The organism is Nonomuraea sp. NPDC005692 (genome assembly GCF_040631115.1).
In the GTDB taxonomy this organism is placed as follows: Bacteria; Actinomycetota; Actinomycetes; order Streptosporangiales; family Streptosporangiaceae; genus Nonomuraea.
The window spans coordinates 194,559-214,747 of sequence record NZ_JBEXYU010000016.1 but is presented as its reverse complement, the minus strand read 5'-3'; the positions used below and the strand labels follow the sequence as shown (position 1 = coordinate 214,747).

The 20,189-nt window shown below is 73.2% G+C and carries 13 protein-coding genes; 4 read left to right on the top strand and 9 right to left on the bottom strand.

From position 1 onward, the window contains the following. Window positions 1–307: 307 nt before the first annotated feature. The 4 genes from ABZ459_RS29805 to ABZ459_RS29790 all read right to left on the bottom strand — a co-directional run bounded on the left by ABZ459_RS29805 (window position 308) and on the right by ABZ459_RS29790 (window position 3,603). Complete coding sequence (locus ABZ459_RS29805) at window positions 308–670, bottom strand: STAS domain-containing protein (RefSeq protein ID WP_357977092.1); 363 nt, start codon at window positions 668–670, stop codon at window positions 308–310. 174 nt (window positions 671–844) lie between these two features. Beyond that, complete coding sequence (locus tag ABZ459_RS29800; RefSeq protein ID WP_357977089.1) at window positions 845–2,305, bottom strand: MFS transporter; 1,461 nt, start codon at window positions 2,303–2,305, stop codon at window positions 845–847. Between the two features lie 177 nt (window positions 2,306–2,482). Next, on the bottom strand, window positions 2,483–3,085 hold the full coding sequence (locus tag ABZ459_RS29795) for a TetR/AcrR family transcriptional regulator (protein WP_357977086.1): 603 nt from the start codon (window positions 3,083–3,085) through the stop codon (window positions 2,483–2,485). Between the two features lie 74 nt (window positions 3,086–3,159). Then, window positions 3,160–3,603: a CBS domain-containing protein gene (locus ABZ459_RS29790; protein WP_352329152.1), complete on the bottom strand. Its 444-nt coding sequence runs from the start codon at window positions 3,601–3,603 to the stop codon at window positions 3,160–3,162. Between the two features lie 478 nt (window positions 3,604–4,081). Between ABZ459_RS29790 and ABZ459_RS29785 the strand changes: the two genes are divergently transcribed. Further along, window positions 4,082–8,872 (top strand): DNRLRE domain-containing protein, encoded by a 4,791-nt coding sequence (locus ABZ459_RS29785; protein WP_357977083.1) that lies wholly within the window; start codon window positions 4,082–4,084, stop codon window positions 8,870–8,872. 237 nt (window positions 8,873–9,109) lie between these two features. Here ABZ459_RS29785 and ABZ459_RS29780 read toward each other — a convergent pair whose 3' ends face one another. Together ABZ459_RS29780 and ABZ459_RS29775 are read right to left on the bottom strand one after the other, a co-directional pair. Beyond that, window positions 9,110–9,652: an RNA 2'-phosphotransferase gene (locus tag ABZ459_RS29780; protein WP_357977080.1), complete on the bottom strand. Its 543-nt coding sequence runs from the start codon at window positions 9,650–9,652 to the stop codon at window positions 9,110–9,112. Window positions 9,653–9,687: 35 nt separating this feature from the next. Continuing rightward, a complete protein-coding gene (locus ABZ459_RS29775) occupies window positions 9,688–10,656 on the bottom strand; it encodes a helix-turn-helix domain-containing protein (protein ID WP_357977077.1) in 969 nt (322 codons plus the stop codon). Between the two features lie 83 nt (window positions 10,657–10,739). On the opposite strand from ABZ459_RS29775, the gene ABZ459_RS29770 reads away from it, so the two are divergent. From ABZ459_RS29770 to ABZ459_RS29760, 3 genes are read left to right on the top strand one after another with little or no spacing between them, the layout of a single operon-like run. Further along, complete coding sequence (locus ABZ459_RS29770) at window positions 10,740–11,957, top strand: MFS transporter (RefSeq protein WP_357977074.1); 1,218 nt, start codon at window positions 10,740–10,742, stop codon at window positions 11,955–11,957. Next, window positions 11,954–12,493: a DUF892 family protein gene (locus ABZ459_RS29765; RefSeq protein WP_352351383.1), complete on the top strand. Its 540-nt coding sequence runs from the start codon at window positions 11,954–11,956 to the stop codon at window positions 12,491–12,493. The genes ABZ459_RS29770 and ABZ459_RS29765 overlap by 4 nt, the downstream gene beginning before the upstream one ends. Before the next feature lie 57 nt (window positions 12,494–12,550). Further along, window positions 12,551–15,487, top strand: a complete 2,937-nt coding sequence (locus tag ABZ459_RS29760) for an FAD-linked oxidase C-terminal domain-containing protein (RefSeq protein WP_357977070.1) — start codon at window positions 12,551–12,553, stop codon at window positions 15,485–15,487. Between the two features lie 76 nt (window positions 15,488–15,563). Here ABZ459_RS29760 and ABZ459_RS29755 read toward each other — a convergent pair whose 3' ends face one another. The 3 genes from ABZ459_RS29755 to ABZ459_RS29745 are packed head-to-tail and all read right to left on the bottom strand — an operon-like array spanning window position 15,564 to window position 20,137. Further along, complete coding sequence (locus ABZ459_RS29755; protein ID WP_357977067.1) at window positions 15,564–17,696, bottom strand: ATP-dependent RecD-like DNA helicase; 2,133 nt, start codon at window positions 17,694–17,696, stop codon at window positions 15,564–15,566. A gap of 34 nt (window positions 17,697–17,730) precedes the next feature. Further along, window positions 17,731–18,987: an erythromycin esterase family protein gene (locus ABZ459_RS29750; RefSeq protein ID WP_357977065.1), complete on the bottom strand. Its 1,257-nt coding sequence runs from the start codon at window positions 18,985–18,987 to the stop codon at window positions 17,731–17,733. After that, window positions 18,980–20,137 (bottom strand): acetate/propionate family kinase, encoded by a 1,158-nt coding sequence (locus ABZ459_RS29745; protein WP_357977063.1) that lies wholly within the window; start codon window positions 20,135–20,137, stop codon window positions 18,980–18,982. Before ABZ459_RS29745 ends, ABZ459_RS29750 begins: the two co-directional genes overlap by 8 nt. Window positions 20,138–20,189 lie beyond the last annotated feature (52 nt).

Below are 20,189 nucleotides of genomic sequence, written 5' to 3'. Positions count from 1 at the left end.
CGATCTCACCCAGCAACCCGTCGGCATCCTCGGGCAGACGAGTACGGAAATCACCGTCACGGACCGCCGTCAGCCCGCCGAGCAGCTGACGCAGCTCGGTCTCGCCGACCTCGGAAGGGCCTCGGACACGTTTGCCGCGCCCGCTCGAACGTGCGTTGCCGACCGTGGGGTCGCTCATGTCGTGTTCCTCGTTCCGTGCTCGCCCGGCATGGAAGAACTTCAACCCTGGGTAGCGGAAGAGTAGCCGCCTGCGCCCAGACGCGCGCTAGCCCCGAAGTTAGCCGAGATTGCCCCCGCGCGCCGCCCGTCACACGGAACGTTCCGCGGCGGCCCTGGCGGCGGCCACCGCCTCCTCGACGGTGTCGTGCACGGGGACGTGCCCGAGCACCCCGGTGATGTCCAGCAGCCGGGCGGGCAGGGGCTGCACGGCGGCCAGGCGCACCGCGCCCGACCGCCTGAGCTGGTCGGTGGCGAAGGCCAGCAGGACGTGCAGGCCCGAGCTGTCCACGAACGGGACCCGGGCCAGGTCGAACACGACCTGGTGGCCGGGCTCCGGACGGTCTCTGAGGAAGCTCTCGAACTGGGCGCGGTTGGTGGCGTCGAGCTCGCCGGACACCACGATCACGGTCACGCCCGGCTGCTCCCGGCGCAGGAGCGTCAGCGGTGGCATCGCCGTCGCCCACCGCGCCTCGGACGCGACGCGACCGGCGGAGGAGGGGCGCCGACCGGCGCCCGGTGATGACCGGCCCCGGCGGAGGCCGGGTGTGTCGAGAAGCCGCGTCCCGCGGGGGGCGGAGCAGTCACGCAAGCAGAATAGCCTCCCGGGGTCGCCGGGGACATCCCGTCAGTGGCCGTGACCGTGACCGACGAACGCGCCCGCCGGCCTGCCGGGCGGGACGAGGCCGAGCGAGATCACCGCCGCCACCCCCGCGACGACCGCGCACAGCACGAGCCCCGAGGTGAAGCCGCCGGCGCCCGCGCCCGGCACCAGGCTGGACGCGGCGACCGTGGAGACCACCGCCACCCCGATCGAGCCGCCCAGCTCGTGGAAGGTGTTGATCACCCCGGAGGCGACGCCGTTCTCGCCGGGCGGCACGTTGGCCATCGTCGTGGTGGTGGCGGTCACGAACGCCGGCCCGATCCCCACGGCGGCCAGCACGAACCCCGGCACCAAGGTGGTGAACGCGCCCGCCTCGGGGGAGACCCGCGTCATCAGCGCCGCCCCCGCGGCGGTCAGCAGGAACGACGCCACGGCCACCGGCCGGCCCCCGACCTTGCCGATGAGGCGGCCGCCGAGATGCGCGCCGAGCGTGATGGCGACGGCGACGGGCAGGAACGTGAGCCCCGTCCGCAGGGGGCTGTAGCCCAGGACGTGCTGCAGGTAGAGGGAGCTGAGGAAGAACAGGCCCAGCATCAGTCCGGTGGCGACCAGCATGACGAACGCGCCCGAGACGACAGGCCGCCTGGCCAGGGTCTCGACCCGCATGAGCGGCGCCCGTACCGACCGCTCGACCAGCACGAACGCGACATAGGACAGGGCCGCTCCGGCCAGCGGCAGCACGGTTCCCGCGGAGCCCCAGCCGCCGTCGCCGGCGGAGACGAGCCCGTAGATCAGCAGGGCGGTCGCCAGGGTGACGAGCAGCGCGCCGCCGACGTCGACACGACCGCTGCGCCGGGCCTCGTTCTCGATACCGCCCTCGACGCCGTCCTCGGCGCGGGCGGGGACGACGCGGGGGACGGCGGCCAGCACCAGCAGGCCGACGGGGACGTTCACGAAGAACACCCACGTCCAGCCGGGGCCGTCGGTCAGGACGCCGCCGAGCAGCACGCCGATCGCCGCGCCCGAGCCGCCGATGGCCGCCCACACGGCGAGCGCGCGGGCCCGGCGCTCGCCCTGGAAGACGGTGGTGACGACGGCCAGAGCCGCGGGGGACATCAGCGCGGCACCGACCCCCTGGACGGCCCGCCCGGCGATGAGCGTGCCGCCGTCGTCGGCCAGGCCGCAGACGAGGGAGGCCGCGGTGAACAGCGCCAGCCCGGCCAGGAGCGTGCGGCGGGCGCCGAGCGCGTCGGCGAGCCGCCCGCCGAGGACCATCAGGCCGCCGAAGCACAGGGTGTACGTGGTCACCACCCAGGTCAGCGCCTCCCGGCCGAGTGCGAGGTCGGCGCCGATGGTGGGCAGGGCCACCTGGACGACGGTGATGTCGATGATCAGCATGAACTGCGCCAGGCACAACAACGCCAGCACCGCCCAGCCCTTGCTCTGTGCGGGGGCGGAAGCCCGCGTCCCGACGTGATGGGTCATCTCGTGTCTCCTTAACTCGTACACTTGTGTTCAAGTTAAGCACAAAGAAAACGGTACGCCGGTAGGGTGTCGCGCCGGGCTTGGGAGAAGGGGGCTGAATGCCCACGCCGGGGCAGCCGAGCGTGAGGCCGTGCCGGAAGACCGGCGGGGGGACGGGGAGTGCCTGGAGGGTGGCGGTCAGGCCGGGGAGGGCGCGGTGAGGAGGGAGAGCATGGTGCGGATCAGGACCGGCTCGACCTCCTCGGCGGCCAGGCGGCCGGCCTCCCGTTCCTGGGCCGCGCTGTGGATGATCGCGAAGAACGTCGTCACCAGCCACTCCAGCGGCAGGTCGGTGCGGAAGTCCCCGTCGTCCTGGCCGCGGGCGATCAGGCGCTCCACCCGGCGCAGCGGACGGTCGTGGTGCTCGCGGATGCGCTCGGTGGGCAGCACCCGGTCGGCGGCCACGAAGAGCCGCCGGTGACGGTCGAGGATCTCCCACGACGAGTGCAGCAGCCCGGCCATCGCCTCCGGCGCGGGAGCCGTGTCGAGTGCCTCGCCCTCCAGGACGGCGTCGGCCAGCCCGACGGTGTGGTCGAGGACGGCGTCCACCAGAGCCTCGCGGGAGGGGAAGTGCCCGTACAGGGTGACCCGGCCGACGCCCGCGGCCTTGGCGATCTCGGCCACGCTCGCGCCCGGGTCGTCGCTGAGCAGCCGTGTCCCGGCCTCCAGGATGGCGGCGATGTTGCGTTCGGCGTCGGCCCGCCGGGCGGGGACGGGCTGTCGGGCGGCGGTCTTCCCCATGGGCACCAGCCTACGACGCCCCCGGCCGGGGATCGCCGCTGCCCTCGGCGCGTCACCGGCCCCAGGAGAGGTGGTCAGAGGGCGAGCGCGTGGTCCAGGAGGGACTGGAGGGTGACGGCTCCGGCGACCCGGCCGTCCTCCACGATCGCCACCAGCGGGCTGCGCGTGCGGGCCATGAGCGCCGCCAGCTCGAGCACCGTGGCCTTCATGTCCGCCACCGGCAGCTCGCGCGGCTGCTCAGGAAGGCACTCGCGGACGGTACGCGTGCCGAGCCGGCGCAGGAACAGGTCGGCGTGGGCCTCGTCCACCACCCGGGCCAGGGCCGGGTCGTCCTGGCAGTAGGGCGGCACAGCCAGCCGGAGCACCTGCGTCCCAGGGAGGATGCTGTGGGGACGGCCGTCGTCGCCGATCACGATGAGGCCGGGCAGGTCGCGCTCGGCCAGCAGCCGGGCGGCGTCGAGCGCCGACATGTCCAGCGTGACCGCCGGGAACTCCGTGACGAGATCGCGTGCGCGCATGGGTGATCATCCTCCGGCCCACAGCCTAGCCAACCCCCCTCTCGCCCGGCGCGCAGGCAGGCGGGTGGGACGTGGGCAGTGATCGTCGGCCGAATTCCGCGGTACGCCTCCGTCATCCGCCGAGTTGCCGGATCGCCGGCGAAGAAAGCGTCCGCCGTGCGCGGCGCCCGTCGGCCCGTGCTTTGTTTCCGATCGCCATGATGACGAAAACGGGGGCTGTTTTCGAAGCTCTTTCCTGGCGGCAAAACCAGGCTCGAAGGTGTGGCGCGACACCATGAGTAGGGGCCGATCCTAAACGGTCGCCGCGAAATGCATATCACTCATCGAGATGTCCCTGCAACGCTCTTCCGGGTCGGAGAATGAGCGGCTTCGGTCGATCACGGAGCATCCCGTTCCCGTTACTGGAAACGATCTTTACATTCAATCCCGCGCATGTGACGATCACTGCGTTTTCCGACATCTGTTCGAAAGGCTGTGAGTGAACACACGTCGATTAGCGTCCGGCTTTTCCCACCGGACGCGCCGTCGCGCTGCCCTGATCACCACTCTGACGCTGCCGCTGTCGCTCCTGAGCGCCCCCGCGATCGCCCAGGGCCCCACGTCGCCCCCCACCTCGGCGCCTCCGGCGACGCCATCGGCCACCACGCCGCAACCGGCACTCAAGGCCGCCTGGCAGCAGGCGGCCAAGTCCGGCAAGCCTGTTGAAGTCCCGTCCCAGTTCACCGAGACCATGAAGGTCTGGGCGAACCCCGACGGCAAGCACATGCGGGCTGAGCTGTACACCCGGCCCGTCCAGCTCAAGAACCCGGCCAGCGGCGCCTGGGAGCCCGTCGACACCCGCATCGTCACCCGGGACGGCAAGCTGCGGGCCGCCCGGGTCAAGACCCCGCTGACCTTCGGCGGGCGCGGCGCCAGACAGCTGGTGTCGGCGGAGGGCGAGCGGGGCGCGACCGGGCTGCGCGTCACCCGGGCGTTGCCGGAGCCGAAGGTCTCCGGCAGCACGGTCACCTACCCCGACGCCGTCGCGGCCGGAGCCGACCTGGTGGTGCAGGCCCAGCCTGACGGTTTCGTCTCGCAGGTGGTCTTCCGGCAGCGGCCGGCCGGCCCGGTGACCGTCCGGCTGCCGCTCACCCTGCCCAAGGGCACCGCCTTCGGCACCACCTCCGATGGGCAGCCGCAGCTCAAGGACGCCAAGGGCAAGGCCGCGGCGGCGCCGGTCGTCCTGACCGCCGTGGACGCCAAGGTCGAGACCGGGCCCGACGCCGGCAGGTCCGCCCCCGTCCGGGCCCGGGTGGACAGCTCCGGCGCGACGCCGGAGCTGGTGTTCACGCCGGACGAGAAGTTCCTGGCCGATCCGGCGGTGACCTACCCGGTGACGATCGCCGCGGCCGACGACTGGTTCGGCGGCGGCGAGCCCGACGACGCCTGGGTCAGCAAGAACAACCCCGGCACCAACAACGCCGCGGCCGGCTGGCTACGCGCCGGCACCACCTCCACCAGCGCCGACGTCGCCCGCGTGTACCTGAAGTTCGACACCGACGACCCCGTGCTCAGGGGCGCCACCGTGGTGGACGCCGACCTGTCGGTGTGGAACTACAAGTCGGGCGGCCCCGGCGGCCAGCTGTGCGGCGACACCATGGGGTCGGGCATCGCGGCCGCCCTCGTCACCTCGGCCTGGGACACCTCCACCTTGAGCTGGTCCCGGCAGCCCACGGCCGCCGGCAGCCTGGAGGGCGTGAACAAGGCCGGCTACAACTACGATGCCGACCCCACCTCCTGGTGCGCCACGGAGGAGACGCTGGTCCACCGCGTCACGAACATGGCCAGCGCCTGGATCGAGCAGGGCGTGGCCAACCACGGGCTGGTGCTGCGGGCCGTCAACGAGACCACGGCGATCAACTGGCGCCAGTACTACTCCAAGGAGCAGAACGGCGACCCCTACCCGGGCTACCGCCACCCGCCCACCCTCATGATCCAATACACTCCGGCGCCTGAGCCGCAGGAGGTCGCCATCGTCCGCGACTATCCCGGCGGCCAGGAGGTTCCGGCCGGCTCCTTCGCGGAGGACAAGGCCTGGGCGACGTCGTCGATGCGCGACGGGGAGACGGTGCCCGGCCGCGCGATCACGCCGGAGAAGGCGCTGGACGAGGCCATCGCCCGGAACAGCACCGTCGAGCTCGACGCGATGGACGCGTCCTACCCGAGCGGCCTGTCCGACGAGGAACTGGTCGCGGGGTTCGACCCGGTCTTCGAGGATCCGGGAACGCCGCCCGCGCCCAACCCCGACCCGACGCCGACGGCGCCCGGCAAGGTGCTCAACGCCAACCCGTCCTTCGAGAGCGACCTCCAGCCGTGGACGGCGACCGGCGGCACCTTGGAGCGGTCGGCCGACCGCGCACACGAGAGTGGCGGGACCGCGTCGGCGAAGGTGGTCGTGCCCGCGGGCGGTCAGGCGGAGGTCCGCTCCGAGACCGGGATCGCGGTCCGTCCGAACGCCCTGCACGCGACCAACGGCTGGTTCTACCCGCAGGGCGGCGGCGTCGCCCTCGCCTGGGGCGTGGACTGGTTCGACTCCGCCGGAACCCTGCTCAAGTCCAGCACGGCCGAGCGCACCCTGGCGGCCGACACCTGGACCGCCGTCGACGTGACCGTTCCACCGCCCTCCGGGGCCGCGACGGCGCAGCTGAAACTGTCGGTCAAGGCCGATCAGGACGCTGCGGCGACGTTGTACGCGGACGAGCTGAAACTGCTCGGCAGCGGAGGCACCGACCCGGGGCCCGGTCAGGAACGCACGATCGAACTCCCGCTGAAGGAGAACCTCTCGATCGACAGCGAGGGCGCCTTCGACGACAGCGGCGCCAACCTGTGGGCGGGCCTGTACGACGGCCCCAACAACCCGGTCAAGGAACGGACCTACCTGCGGTTCGACTCCGCCGCCATCACCGGCAAGCAGGTCAAGTCGGCGGAGCTGCGCCTGTCGAACGTCTATGGGTACGGATGCGGCGACAGCGGCGCCGGCATCCTCGCCCAGCAGGTGACCGGGGCCTGGGGCGCCGGCACGCTGAGCTGGGGCGCGCAACCTGCGGTGACGGCCGCGAACCAGGCCACCGCTCGTGACCCGCAGCCCTGCCGGAACGAGGATCCGGTCATAGGCGACACGTGGACGTGGCCGGTCACGGGCATCGCGCAGGCGTGGGGCTCGGGCCAGCCGAACCATGGGCTTCTCCTCCGAGGCGTCCACGAGTCGTCCACCGCCTCGGCGTACGACCGGGGGTTCGCCTCCTCGCGGTCGGACAGGCAGGCGCCCACGCTGGTCGTGACCTACCTCGACACCACGACCCCGACCCCCACTCCCACGCCGACCCCGACGCCCACGCCGACCCCGACTCCCACGCCGACCCCGACCCCCACGCCCGGGGACGACACCACGCCCCCGGAGGTCGTCGAGGTCCAACCCGCCAACGACGCCGAGAACGTGCCGGCCGGCGCCAAGGTGATCGTGCGGTTCAACGAACCCGTCACGAACGCCCGGCTCTCGGTGACCGACCTGTTCGACGAGCAGGAGGTGGCGGGGCAGTCCAGCATGAGCCCGGACGGGAAGACGTTGACCTTCACGCCCTCCCAGGGGCTCGGCAGCTACTACACGGCGGAGGTGAGCGAGGCCAAGGACGCGGCCGGCAACATCATGATCGGCTCCTATCCCTGGTGGTTCACCAACTACCAGTGGGCCCCGCTGAGGGCGACGGCCAAGAAGGCCGCGCCCGGCGCCCTGGCGGCCGGCAAGCTGCGCGTACGCGGTGCCAAGGAGTCGTCGGGACGCCTGATCGTCTCGACGACGCAACCTTCCTTGCTGGTCAACGTCCCCCGCCCGGCAGGTCGGCACGCTTCGGCGGAGGTCCAGGTCGAGCACGCCTCGGCGCGTCAGGGCAAGGGCGTGATCTGGACGGGCAGGGCGCAGGCCGGCGCGAACGGCTCCCCGGCGATCACCGGCATCCAGGTGCCCGCGGGCAAGCTGCGTGACGGCTGGCAGGTGCGCTGGCGGGCCCGGGTGTCACTGGCGGGAGCCGTGGGCGCCTGGTCGGACTGGCAGCCGTTCACGGTGGCCGAGACCGCGGGCGGGTCCGAGCTCGCCGCCACCGCGGTGGCGGACGCGGCGAGCATCAAGAAATACCTGCCCACCGACAAGGACATCGCCCAGGACGTCACCTTCACCGAATGCCAGGCGGGCGCCACCACCGAGTCCTGGAACGGTTACACCAAGAACCGTTTCGCCTACTGCAACAAGGGGCCCTGGGTGAGCCGGATCACCGCGAAATACCCGGACGGTCAGGAGCAGGTGCTGACCAAGGTGCAGGGCAAGCGGCTGGTACGGATCTCGACGGACCAGACCGGCCGGGAGTTCGAGGTCACGACCCGCGTCTGGGTCGACGCGGGAGGCTTCGGCGCCCTCGCGACGGCTCCGCACGCGTTCTGGACCGAGGTGAGCGACCCCGGGCCGGGAGCCGGTGCCTGCCAACTCGTCTCCAGGACCGGGACGAAGTGGGCCACTCCCTCGCAATGGAACAACGCGAGCCAGGAGTGGCAGATCACTGAACGTTTCCGTACCGACCGCGCGGACGGCGAACACAAGATCGGCTCCTGCACGCTGACCCCCGCCCTCGCGCACGACCACCAGGGCAAGCGGGCCGCGCCCGGCTTCCGGTCCTTCACGGTCAGGTGTGACACGTCACCACTCGTCAACTGGCACAACAAGGACGCGCAGGGTAATTCCGTGGGCGGATGCGTGGTCATGGACGCCATTCCCGCGCAGTCCTTCGCGAAGGACGACAAGAACGACAAGGGCGTGGCGGTCGACCAGATCTACGACCACATCAAGCGCGCGCTGACGCCTGATTCCTTCACCAATCCGGTGCCCGGCGGCGTCACCTTCCCGGACCTGCGCCAGGCGAAGAGCATTCCGGGCGGGACGCCGCAGAACCCGTTGTCCCGCGTGCGATACTCGCCGCAGGTCGACGCCAACCGTCGATTCGCCGGTAAAACGTGCGAGTTCGAGTTCGGCAAGGAGCAACTCGCCCCCGAGGACGCCGAATGCGATGAGTTCCCCTTCGCCTCGACAATGCAGGGAGCCGCTTACGCGAAACCGGAACACAATTTCTCGGTGCAGATCCTCGGCAAGGAACAGAAGCTGGGCTATGGCGCGATGCTGCAGGCCTGGTACAGCAACAACCGAATCCTTCGGCAGGACAAGTTCTACATGCGACTGAAATAGCCGCCGCCGCGGCCCGCTTCCCGCAGCCCGGGAAGCGGGCCGCGCTGCCCTGGAACTGAAGGAACGCCGTCATGGAAAAGATCCTCGCTGAGCGCTCCGACGGCATCGAGGTGTGCCGTTTCCACGCGTCCGCGGACGTCGAGGCCGCCCAGGATCTCCGTCCCCGCCGGCCGGGCATCTGGGACGTCGGCGTGTTCGTCCGCCACGAGAGCTGGGACGGTGACGCGCCGGGGAGGGTCAGGAGGGGAGGCGCAGGTAGCCCGGTGGGACGTGGGCGGTGAGCCAGACGCCGTTGGCGCTGCGCAGGAAGAGGTGACCGGCGACGTGCATGTCCCCGGCGGCGACCGCCAGCACCACCGGCCTGCCCCTGCGCGCGCCCACCCGGACGGCGGTCTCCCGGTCGGGGGACAGGTGCACGTGGTGGCGGCTCATCGGCCGCAGGCCCTCCCGGCGGATCGCGTCCAGGTTGCGCGCCACCGTCCCGTGGTAGAGGTACGCGGGCGGCTCCACGGCGGGCAGGCCGAGCTCCACCGGCACGGAGTGGCCCTGGCTGGCGCGGATCCTGCCGTCCTCGATGGCGTAGCGCCGCTTGTCGTTGGTCTCCACGACCTGGCGCAGCTCGTCGGGGGTGATCGGGAAGTCGTGCGCCGCGGCGGCGGCGAGCAGGTCGTCGACGGCGACCCAGCCGGCCGGGTCGAGGGTGAGCCCGATGCGCTGCGGGTCGTGGCGCAGGTGCCTGGCCAGGTACTTGGAGATGCGGATCATGCGTCGTTCGTCCATCGAGATCCCATTGTGGCAGCGAGGGGCGGGCGCGGTCAGTTGGTTTGTGCCCGTACGAGGTCTTCGCCGACGGACGTACGGCCGTAGAGCACCGAACGGCCCGCCCGGACGCGGCCGACCAGCCCTGCATCGAGCAGCACCTTGAGATGGCGGCCCACCGAGCCCAGGCCCTGGCCGGTGAGCGCGACGAGCTGCGTGGTGCTCTTCGGGGTGTCCAGCAGCACCAGCACGCCCGCCCGCGCCCCGCCCAGCAGCCTGCCCAGCGCCTGCGGCGTAGGCGGCGGGCCGACGTCGGCCAGCGGCCCCGAGCACGGGTAGACGATCGCGCAGCGGCGGGAGCCGTGCCAGCTCACCCAGCCCTGCCGCGGCGTGACCGGCACGAACATCAGCCGGGCGCCCGCCAGGTCCCGCGGCGGGTGGTCGTGGGCGTTGATCTGCAGCCGTCCGTCGCCGAGCCAGCGCAGGCCGGGACGCATGCCGTCCAGCGCCGCCGCCCAGCCGCCCCGGCCCAGCCGCGCGGCGCGGGCCGTGACGTCGGCCTCGATGATCCGGCGGCGCCGCGGCCAGGTCGGCAGCACGGTCTCGCGCCACACCCACTCCAGCCGGGCGGCCATGCGTCCGGGCAGGTCGTCGCGGCGCAGCGCGGCGGGCACCGGGCCGCCCAGCGACTCGACCAGGTCCGCGCGCGCCTGCTCGGGCGGGGTGTCGCGGACGCTCGCCACCTCCTCCTCGAAGGCGGCCTCGCCCTCTCCCTCGGGCGTGGGCGTGAGGAAGGTCGCGTTCCACGTACGGCCCAGCGCGGCGCGGACGAGCAGCGCCGTGACCGGGTCGGCGGCCTGCTCGGCGCGGTAGGCGGGCAGGTGGGCGGCCAGCCAGGCGTCCTCTCCGGGATGGGCGGCGACGGCGCGGTCCAGCGTCTTCAGCGCGGCGATCGTCTCGGCCAGCGGCGACAGGACGAACCGGCCGTCCGCGAGCGTGTCCGCGTCGACCTGCCAGAAACCCACCACGTCCTCCCCGCCCCCGCGTTGTTTCGCGGGTGGGCGAAACAGTAACGCCTGCCGCCGCCGGTCGCGAAGACTGCCGTCCCATGCGCACGTACCGGGACCTGTTCGGCAGGTCCGGATTCACCCCGCTCTTCCTGGTCTCGTCCGGGCAGGTGGCCGGGCAGACGGTCAGCGGGCTGGCCCTCGGCACCCTCGTCTACGCCGACACCGGATCGCCGCTGCTGTCCGGGCTGGCCATGTTCGGCCCGGCGCTCGCCCAGGTGGTGGGCGCGGCCACGCTGCTGTCGGCGGCCGACCGGCTGCCGCCGCGGGCCGCCCTGTCCGGGCTGGCGCTGGCGGCCGCGCTCGGCGCCGCCTTCCTGGCCCTGCCCGGCCTGCCGGTGTGGGGCATGCTCGCCGTCGTGCTGGCACTCGGCGCGCTGTCCGCGCTCGGCGGCGGCGTCCGGTACGGGCTGCTGAACGAGCTGCTCGACCGGGACGGGTACCTGCTCGGCCGGTCGATGCTCAACATGTCCTCCGGGATCGTGCAGATCGCCGGGTTCGGCGCGGGCGGCGTGCTGGTGACCGTCCTGTCGCCGCGCGGGACGCTGCTCGTCGCGGCGGCCCTCCACCTGGCCGCCGCGCTGGCCGGGCTGGGGCTCGGACGGCGGCGGCCGCGCGCGTCCGGACGGCCCTCACCCGCCGAGACCTGGCGCGACAACGCCCGCCTGTGGTCCGATCGGCCGCGCCGGCACGTCTACCTGGCCCTCTGGCTGCCCAACGGCCTGATCGTCGGCTGCGAGTCGTTGTTCGTGCCGCTCGCGCCGGACCGGGCCGGGCTGCTGTTCGCCTGCGCCGCCACCGGGATGCTCGCCGGTGACGTGCTGGTCGGCCGGTACGTGCCGCCGCACTGGCGGGCGCGGCTGGTCACGCCGCTGTACCTGCTGCTCGCGCTGCCGTACCTGGTGTTCGTGGCCCACCCGTGGCCGGTGCTGGTGGCGCTCGCCTCGGCAGGGTTCGCCGCCACCCTGCTGCTGCAGGAGCGGCTCATGGCGCTCACGCCCCCCGAGCTGAGCGGGCACGCGCTCGGGCTGCACTCCTCCGGCATGGTCGCCATGCAGGGGCTGGCCGCCGCGCTCGCCGGCGCCCTGGCCGAGCACACCTCGCCCGGCACGGCCATGGCCGTGCTGGCCGCGGCGTCGGCGGCGGTCACGCTCGCGCTGGCGCCCCGCCTGCGGTCCGCCCGTGTCGCAACCCCGGCGCAGGCTCCGGCGAAGTTACCGTTGACCAGGGGAAATCGCCGGGGGAAGGACACATCATGACGCAGACGGACGACTTCGTGCTCGACGTCACCAGGATCCGCGAGCAGGTGCGGCAGAAGATGGACGAGGGCCCGATCACGCAGACCTTCGGCCGCGACCCGGAGAAGGTCATCGAGATCCTCAACGACGTGATCGCCACCGAGGTGGTGTGCTGGCTCAGGTACACCAGGCACGCCATCTCGGCCAAGGGCATCGACCGCGCGCAGGTGGCGGCGGAGTTCACCGAGCACGCCAAGGAGGAGCTCGACCACGCGCTGCGCGCCGCCGAACGCGTCAGCCAGCTCGGCGGCGAGCCCGACTTCGACCCGGCCAAGCTCGTCCAGCGCTCGCACACCGACTACCAGGTGCCCGCCGACACCGACCTGAAGGCGCTGCTGGAGGCCAACCTGTGGGCCGAGCGCATCGTCATCTCCACCTACCAGGAGATCATCCGCTGGCTCGGCGAGGGCGACCCGACCACCCGCCGGCTCATGGAGTCGATCCTGGAAGAGGAGGAGGAGCACGCCGACGACCTCACCGACCTGCTCGGGGTCTAGGACCGGGCTTGGCCCGCCGTTGGGCGGCCCCTGAGCCGGCCCGGGTAAGGGCCCGGCATGAAGAGCCTGGTCAACACGCCCGTCACGCACACGCCGCCGTCCCGCGAGATCGACGTCGAGACGCTGAGCCGACGCCTCGCCGAGGCGGTCGACGGCGAGGTGCGTTTCGACCTGGGCAGCCGCGCCGCCTACGCGCGTGACGCCTCCAACTACCGGCAGGTCCCGATCGGCGTCGTCGTGCCGCGCGACCTGGACGCCGGGGTGGCGGCGGTGGCCGTGTGCCGGTCCAGGGACGTGCCCGTGCTCTCCCGCGGCGGCGGCACCAGCCTGGCCGGGCAGTGCTGCAACGCGGCGGTGGTGATCGACTGGTCCAAGCACTGCGGCGCGGTCGAGTCCGTGGACGCGGCGGGCCGCCGGGTCGTCGTCCAGGCGGGGGCCGTGCTCGACCAGGTGGACCACGAGCTGGCGCCGTACGGGCTGATGGTGGGGCCGCGGCCGTCCAGCCATCGGGCCTGCACGATCGGCGGCATGATCGGCAACAACTCGTGCGGGGCCTCGGCGCAGGCGTACGGGAAGATGTCGCAGTCGGTGCTCCGGCTGGAGATCCTCACCTACGACGGCGTGCGCGCCTGGGTGGGGCCGACGAGCGACGCCGAGTACGACCGCGTCCAGGCCCAGGGCGGCCGCCTGGCCGAGATCTACCGCCAGGTGCGCGACCTGCGCGACGAGACCATGGAACTGGTCCGCACCCGCTACCCCAGGCTGGAACGCCGCATCTCCGGCTACAACCTCGACCAGCTCCTGCCCGAGAACGGCTTCGACCTGGCCCGCGCCCTGACCGGCAGCGAGGGCACGCTGGTGACCGTGCTCCGCGCCGAGCTGCGCGTCGTGCCGGCGCCGCCCGCCAGGGCGCTGGCCGTGCTCGGGTTCGAGGACGTCTTCACCGCCGCCGACGCCGTCCCGGCCGTGGCCCGGCACGCGCCGATCGCGCTGGAGGCCATGGACGAGACCATGTACCGGCTGGCCAAGCGGGAGCACCCCGGCGACCCGGCGCTCCAGGACCTGCCCGAGGGCGGCGGCTGGCTGCTGGTGCAGTTCGGCGGGGACACGCCCGAGCAGGCGCGCGAGCGGGCCGAGACGATGATGCGCGACGTGGGGGAGCGGGCCGGGGCGCCCACGCCCACGCACGCCTTCCTCGGCGACCCGGCCAGGGAGGACCGGCTGTGGCGGTGGCGGGAGTCGGGGCTCGGCGTGGAGGCGTACCCGCCGACCGGCCGCCAGACGTACGAGGGCTGGTCGGACGCGGCCGTGCCGCCCGAGCGGCTGGGCGCCTACCTGCGCGACTACGAGCGGCTGCTGCGCACGCACGACTACCAGGACTCCGCCCTGTACGGCCACTTCGGCCAGGGCTGCGTGCACGGCCGGCTGCCGCTCGACCTGCACACCGACGACGGCATCGCCCGGTACCGCGCCTTCGCGAAGGAGGCCGCCGAGCTGGTCGCCGCCTACGGCGGCTCGCTGTCCGGCGAGCACGGCGACGGCCAGGCGCTGGCCGAGCTGCTGCCCGTCATGTTCGGCCCGGAGGTCGTCGAGGTGTTCGGCCGCTTCAAGGCCATCTTCGACCCACGCGACCGGATGAACCCGGGCAAGGTCGTCCACCCCCGCCACCTGGACCAGAACCTGGCCCAGCACCGCTTCTACCCGCACGAGCCGCGCCAGACGTTCTTCCAGTACCCCCACGACCACGGACGGTTCGGGCACGCGGCCACCCGCTGCGTCGGCACCGGGACCTGCCGCAAGCACACCTTCGAGGGCGGCGTCATGTGCCCCAGCTACCGGGTGACCCGCGAGGAGGAGCACTCCACGCGGGGGCGCGCCCGCCTGCTGGAGGAGATGGTGCGCGGCGACGTCATCACCGACGGCTGGCGTTCGGCGGCCGTGCGCGACGCGCTCGACCTGTGCCTGTCGTGCAAGGGCTGCCGCTCCGAATGCCCCGTGAACGTGGACATGGCCACCTACAAGGCCGAGTTCCTCGCCCACCACTACCGGCACCGCGTCCGGCCGCGGGCCCACTACTCGATGGGCTGGCTGCCGGTGTGGGCCGCGCTCGCCTCGGCCGCGCCCGGCCTGGTCAACGCGGTCAGCTCGGCGCCCGGACTGTCGCGGCTGGTCAAGGCCGTCGCGGGGATCACGCCGGAGCGCGACCTGCCGAGGTTCGCCCGCCAGCGGTTCACCGACTGGTTCAGGCGGCGTCCCCAGAGCCGGCCGGGCACGCGGGGGCGGGTGGTGTTGTGGGCCGACACCTTCACCGACCACTTCGACCCGCACATCGGGCGGGCCGCCGTGGACGTGCTGGAGGCGGCCGGGTTCGAGGTGGTGGTGCCGCCGGTGACGCTGTGCTGCGGGCTGACCTGGATCAGCACCGGGCAGCTCGGGGTGGCGCGGCGGGTGCTGGCGCGTACGGTGGGGGCGCTCGCCCCCTGGGCCGAGGCCGGGGTGCCGGTGGTCGGCCTGGAGCCGAGTTGCGCCGCCGTGTTCCGCTCCGACGGGCCCGAACTGCTCAACACGGCCGAGACGCGGCTGCTGGCGGAGCGGTTCCTGACGCTGGCCGAGCTGCTGGAGACGCGCGCCGCCGACTGGCGGCCGGCCACGACCGGCGGGCAGGCGATCGCGCAGGTGCACTGCCACCAGAGCGCCATCATGGGCTACGACGCCGACCGGGCCGTGCTCGACCGCTTCGGCATCCGGACCAGCGTGCTCGACTCCGGCTGCTGCGGGCAGGCCGGGAACTTCGGGTTCGAGCGGGAACACCACGAGGTGTCGAAGGCCTGCGCCGAGCAGGGGCTCTGGCCGGCCGTACGGTCGGCGGGGCCAGGGGAGGAACTGCTCGCCGACGGCTTCTCCTGCCGCACCCAGATCGCCGCCGCGGGCACCGGACGCCAGGGCCGCCACCTGGCCGAACTGCTCGCCACGGCCCTCGTCCGCCAGGACTGACCCGGCCGCGCCCCGGCCCGGCCCCGCCCCGGCCAGGCACGCCCCGGTCACGGCTGCGGCCGGGACCGGGACGGCGTCAGGCCGACAGGCTCTGGGACAGGCGGCGGGGCAGGCCGGTGTTGCGGGGGCGGCCCACGCGGTGGACGGCCAGCTCCAGCGCCTCGCGCTGCCCCACCAGCACGACCCACGCCTTGGCCCGGGTCACCAGCGTGTACAGCAGCTTGCGCCGCAACATGATCCCGCCCGCCTCGGCCACGATCGGCGCCACCACGAACGGGTACTCGCTGCCCTGCGAGCGGTGCACGCTGATCGCGTAGGCGTGGGTGAGGTCGTCGAGCTCGCCGAACCCGTACTGGACGGTCTCGCCGTCGTCGGTGCGGACCTCGACCACGCGGTCCTGCGGCAGCACGGCGGTGACCGTGGCGGTCTCCCCGTTGAAGACGCCCTTGTCGTAGTTGTTGCGGATGGGCATGACCCGGTCGCCCACCCGGAACACCGACGCCCCCGACCAGTGCTCGGGCTTGTCGTCGGCCGCCGGGTTGAGGCGGTCCTGGAGCAGCCGGCCCAGCGTCACCGCGCCCGTCTCGCCCTTGCGCATCGGGCACAGCACCTGCACCTGCTCGGGCGGGACGCCCTGCTTGCGCGGGATCGCCTCCATGGCCAGATGGGCCACCCGCTCGGCCACCCGCGCCGGATCGTCGAGCTCCTCGAACCAGAACCCGCCGCGCCCCGGCGTCGCCGGCATGCGGCCGGCCCGGATGAGGTGGGCGGCCTCGACGATGCCGCTGCCGCCCGCCTGGCGGAAGACGTGGGTGAGCCGCACGCGCGGGATCGCCTCCACGCGCAGCAGGTCGGCCAGCACGTCGCCGGCGCCGATGCTGGGAAGCTGGTCGCTGTCGCCGATGAGCAGGAGATGGCTGCCCGGCTGGACGGCCGCCGTGAGCCGGGTGGCGAGATGGAGGTCGAGCATCGACGCCTCGTCGACCACGATCAGGTCGGCCTGCGCGGGCGCCTCCTCGAACAGCGTGGACGGATCGGGATCGGGCTGGTGGGCGAGCATGCGGTGGATGGTCATCGCGGGCATGCCGGTCAGCTCCGACAGGCGCTTGGCCGCCTTGCCGGTGGGGGCCGTGAGCGTGACCGTGCCGCCCGACGCCCGCACCGTGGTGGCCACGGCCTTGACCGTGTGGCTCTTGCCGCAGCCGGGCCCGCCGGTGATGATCGAGACAGTGCAGGTCAGCGCCATGTTGACGGCCGCGCGCTGGTCGTCGTGGAGGGTCTCGTCCTCGCGGAAGGAGCGCAGCGGCAGCGTGGAGCGGGCCCGCATGAGCCGGGTGAGCTGCTCGGTGAGCTGCCGCTCGCGGGCGTGCACGTGTTTGGCGTAGGCCACCGCCCGCCCCGGCTGCTGCTCGTCGGCCTCGACCACCACCCGCCGCTCGGCCACCAGGGCGTCGATCATCGGCCCGACCGCCTCGGGATCGAGCTCGATCAGCTCGGCCGCCCCCGCCACCAGATGGGGCACCGGCACGAAGCAGTGGCCGTCGCGGACCGCCGCCGACTCCAGCCGGTCGAGCAGCGCCGCCTTGATCCGCTGCGGGCTGCGCTCGGGCACCCCCCGCTGCAGCGCGATGCGGTCGGCGACGCGGAAGGCGATGCCCCTGACCCGGCCGATCAGCCGGTAGGGGTCGGTGGCCAGGACCTCCTCGGCCTCGCCGCCGAACACCTGGTGGATCTTGGCCGCGAGCAGCGGGCTGACGCCCAGCCCCTGCAACGTCACCATCAGCGCGGCGATGGCCTTCTGCTCCTGCCACGCCTGGACGATCTGCGCCTGCCGCAGCGGCCCGATGTTGACGACCTCGGTCAGCCGCCCGGGCTCGGCGTCGATGACCTTGAGCGTCTCCTCGCCGAAGTGGTCGACGATCGCGTACGCCAGCCGCGGCCCGATGCCCCGGATCAGCCCCGACCCGAGGTAGACGCGGATCGCCCGGACCGTGGCGGGCACCACCCGCTCGCACCCGGCCACCGCGAACCGCCTGCCGTGGCGCGCGTGGTGGCTCCAGTCGCCGGTCAGCCGGAGCGTCTCGCCCGGCTGCGCGCCCGACAGCGCCCGGCCGGTGGCCACGAAGTCGGGCACGCCCTCGGCGCTCATGCGCGCGACGGTGTATTCGTCGTCTCTGACGTAGACGAGCTGCTCGACCGAGGCCTCCACAGCAGCGATCAAACCATCTGCCACCGACAGTCCGTCACATGGCGCTGGGATAGGTCTCCGGCTCGACGTCGTCCCACGGCTCGGCGTGCAGCGGGTGCAGGGCCTCGGTGACGTCCAGCCAGAGGAAGGCGTCGTAGCGGTCGCCGAGCGCGGTGGGCACGTAGTTGCCCCACTTCTCGCGCTCCGGCCGGTAGACGACGCCGATCGCGCGGTGGTCCAGCGGCTGGTCGAACCAGCGCGGACGGGGCCGCCGGGGCGTCACGAACAGGGCGCGCTCGCCTCCGAGCGCATCGTGCAGCAGCGCCTCCAGCGATCCGGGCCGGGCCGGCGGGACGGGCATGACGTGCGCCCGCGTGCCCCAGCTCGCCCCGGCCACGACCGTCCCCCGGTAGCCGCCGAAGCCGACCAGGACGACGTCCTCGCCGTGCCGCTCGCGGGCCAGCTGGCCGAGGTTGGTCATGCCGGCGGCGGCCATGTCGGTGGCGCGGGCGTCGCCGACGTGCGTGTTGTGCGCCCACACCACGCCCTTGGCGCCGTGGAAGGCGGTCAGCCGGTCCAGGGTGTCGGCCATGTGCACGTCCCTGATGTTCCACGAGCCGGGGCCGCCGCCGACCATGGTCCGGTAGTAGCTCTCGGCCCCGGCCACGACCTCGGCGTTCTGCCGGGCCTCGAAGCCGTCCTCGTCGGCGGGCGCGGCCGCCACGACCGCCCTGAGCAGCTCCACGACCTCGTTCTCGCAGGAGTCGGGGACCAGGCGGGTCTCCAGGCCGTACCGCTGCGGGTCGTGGCCGTAGGACTCGAAGCAGTACAGGGCCTCCATCACCGTGCCGAGCTGGTCGGGCAGGTGGTCGACGGCGTAGCGGCGTACGGCGCGCAGGGACTCCCAGAGGCTGTAGACGTCGAGGCCGTGGAAGCCGACGCGCTCGCCCGGCGGCAGGGCCGAGTTCCAGCGGCGCAGCCAGCGGCAGAACTCGGCGACCTCCTCGTTGGCCCACATGAACGCGGGCCAGCGCTGGTAGGCGTACAGGGCGTCGAAGGGGTCCTCGCCGTCGCGGGTGACCGCGCGGTGGACGCGCTCGCAGTCGGGCCAGTCGCCCTCGACGGCGACGAACCCGAAGCCCTTCTCGGCGATCAGGCGGCGGGTGAGCGCGGCCCGCCAGGTGTAGAAGTCGTGGGTGCCGTGACTGGCCTCGCCGATCAGCACGAGACCGGCCTCGCCGACGCGGTCGAGCAGCGGGTCGAGATCCTGCTCGCCCGACAGCCGCAGCGCCGAGCGGGTGACGTCATCCATAGCCGTCCTCCTCTGCCGGCCGGAAGACGCCCAGGCATTCGCGGGCGAGCTGGAGCTCCTCGCGCACCTGGACGACCAGGACGGGCACGGCGGCGCCCGGCCCGCTGACCGGGCCGTCGTCGTGCCGGTTGCCGGACTCGGGCGGCTCGACGCCGAGCAGCCCGAGACGGCGGCAGACCGCCTCGCGCACCTCGGGCTGGTCCCAGCCGATCTCGCCGGTGAACACCAGCGCGTCGATCCTGGACAGCGACGTGGCGGCGGCGGCGATCTCCCGGCTCACCCGGTGGCAGAACACCTCCAGGGCCAGGGCGGCGTCGGCGTCGCCGGCGCGTTCGGCCTCGACCAGCTCGCGGGTGTCGCCCGAGCGGCCGCCGGACAGCCCGAGCAGCCCGGACCGGCGTTGCAGGCCCTCGCCCAGCTCGTCGGCCGACAGGTGGCCCTGCGACAGCAGCCACACCAACATCCCGGGATCGACGCTGCCCGAGCGCTTGCTCATCGGGACGCCGTCCAGCGGGGTGAACCCCATCGAGGTGTCCAGGCTGCGCCCGCCCGACACCGCGCACACCGACGAGCCGCCGCCCAGGTGGGTCAGCACCAGCTCCAGGTCGGCGAGCGGCCGGCCGAGCAGCTCGGCCACCCGGTCGGCGGTCCAGGCGTAGGACAGGCCGTGGAAGCCGTAGCGGCGCAGGCCGTACCGGTCGCGCCACTCGCGCGGCAGGGCGTAGACCGCGGCGGCGTCGGGCAGGCCGGCGTGGAAGGCCGTGTCGGGGCAGAGCACGTGCGGCACGGCGGGAAGCTGCTCGCGGGCCGCCTCCAGCAGCGCCAGCGCGGGCGGCAGGTGCAGCGGCGCCAGGCTCACGACGCCGCGCAGCGCCTCGACGGTCTCGTCGTCGGCGACCGTGGGCGCGCGGACGACGTCGCCGCCGTGCACCAGCCGGTGCGCCACCGCGCGGATGTCGCGGTCGAAGTGGCCGCCCAGGAACGCCGCCAGCTCCTCGCGCGCCGAGCCCGGGTCCGCGGCCCGTTCGGCGTGCGCGCTGTCCAGCACGCAGCCGCCCTGCACAAGGTCGAGGCGCAGGCTCGACGAGCCCGCGTTGACGGTGAGCACCGCCTCGGACTCCGCCACCTGCTCGTCGAACGCTCGCCCCATGCATCCCTCCGCCGGCCGATCCCTCCCCGGCTACCCGCCGGCCGCGACCCGA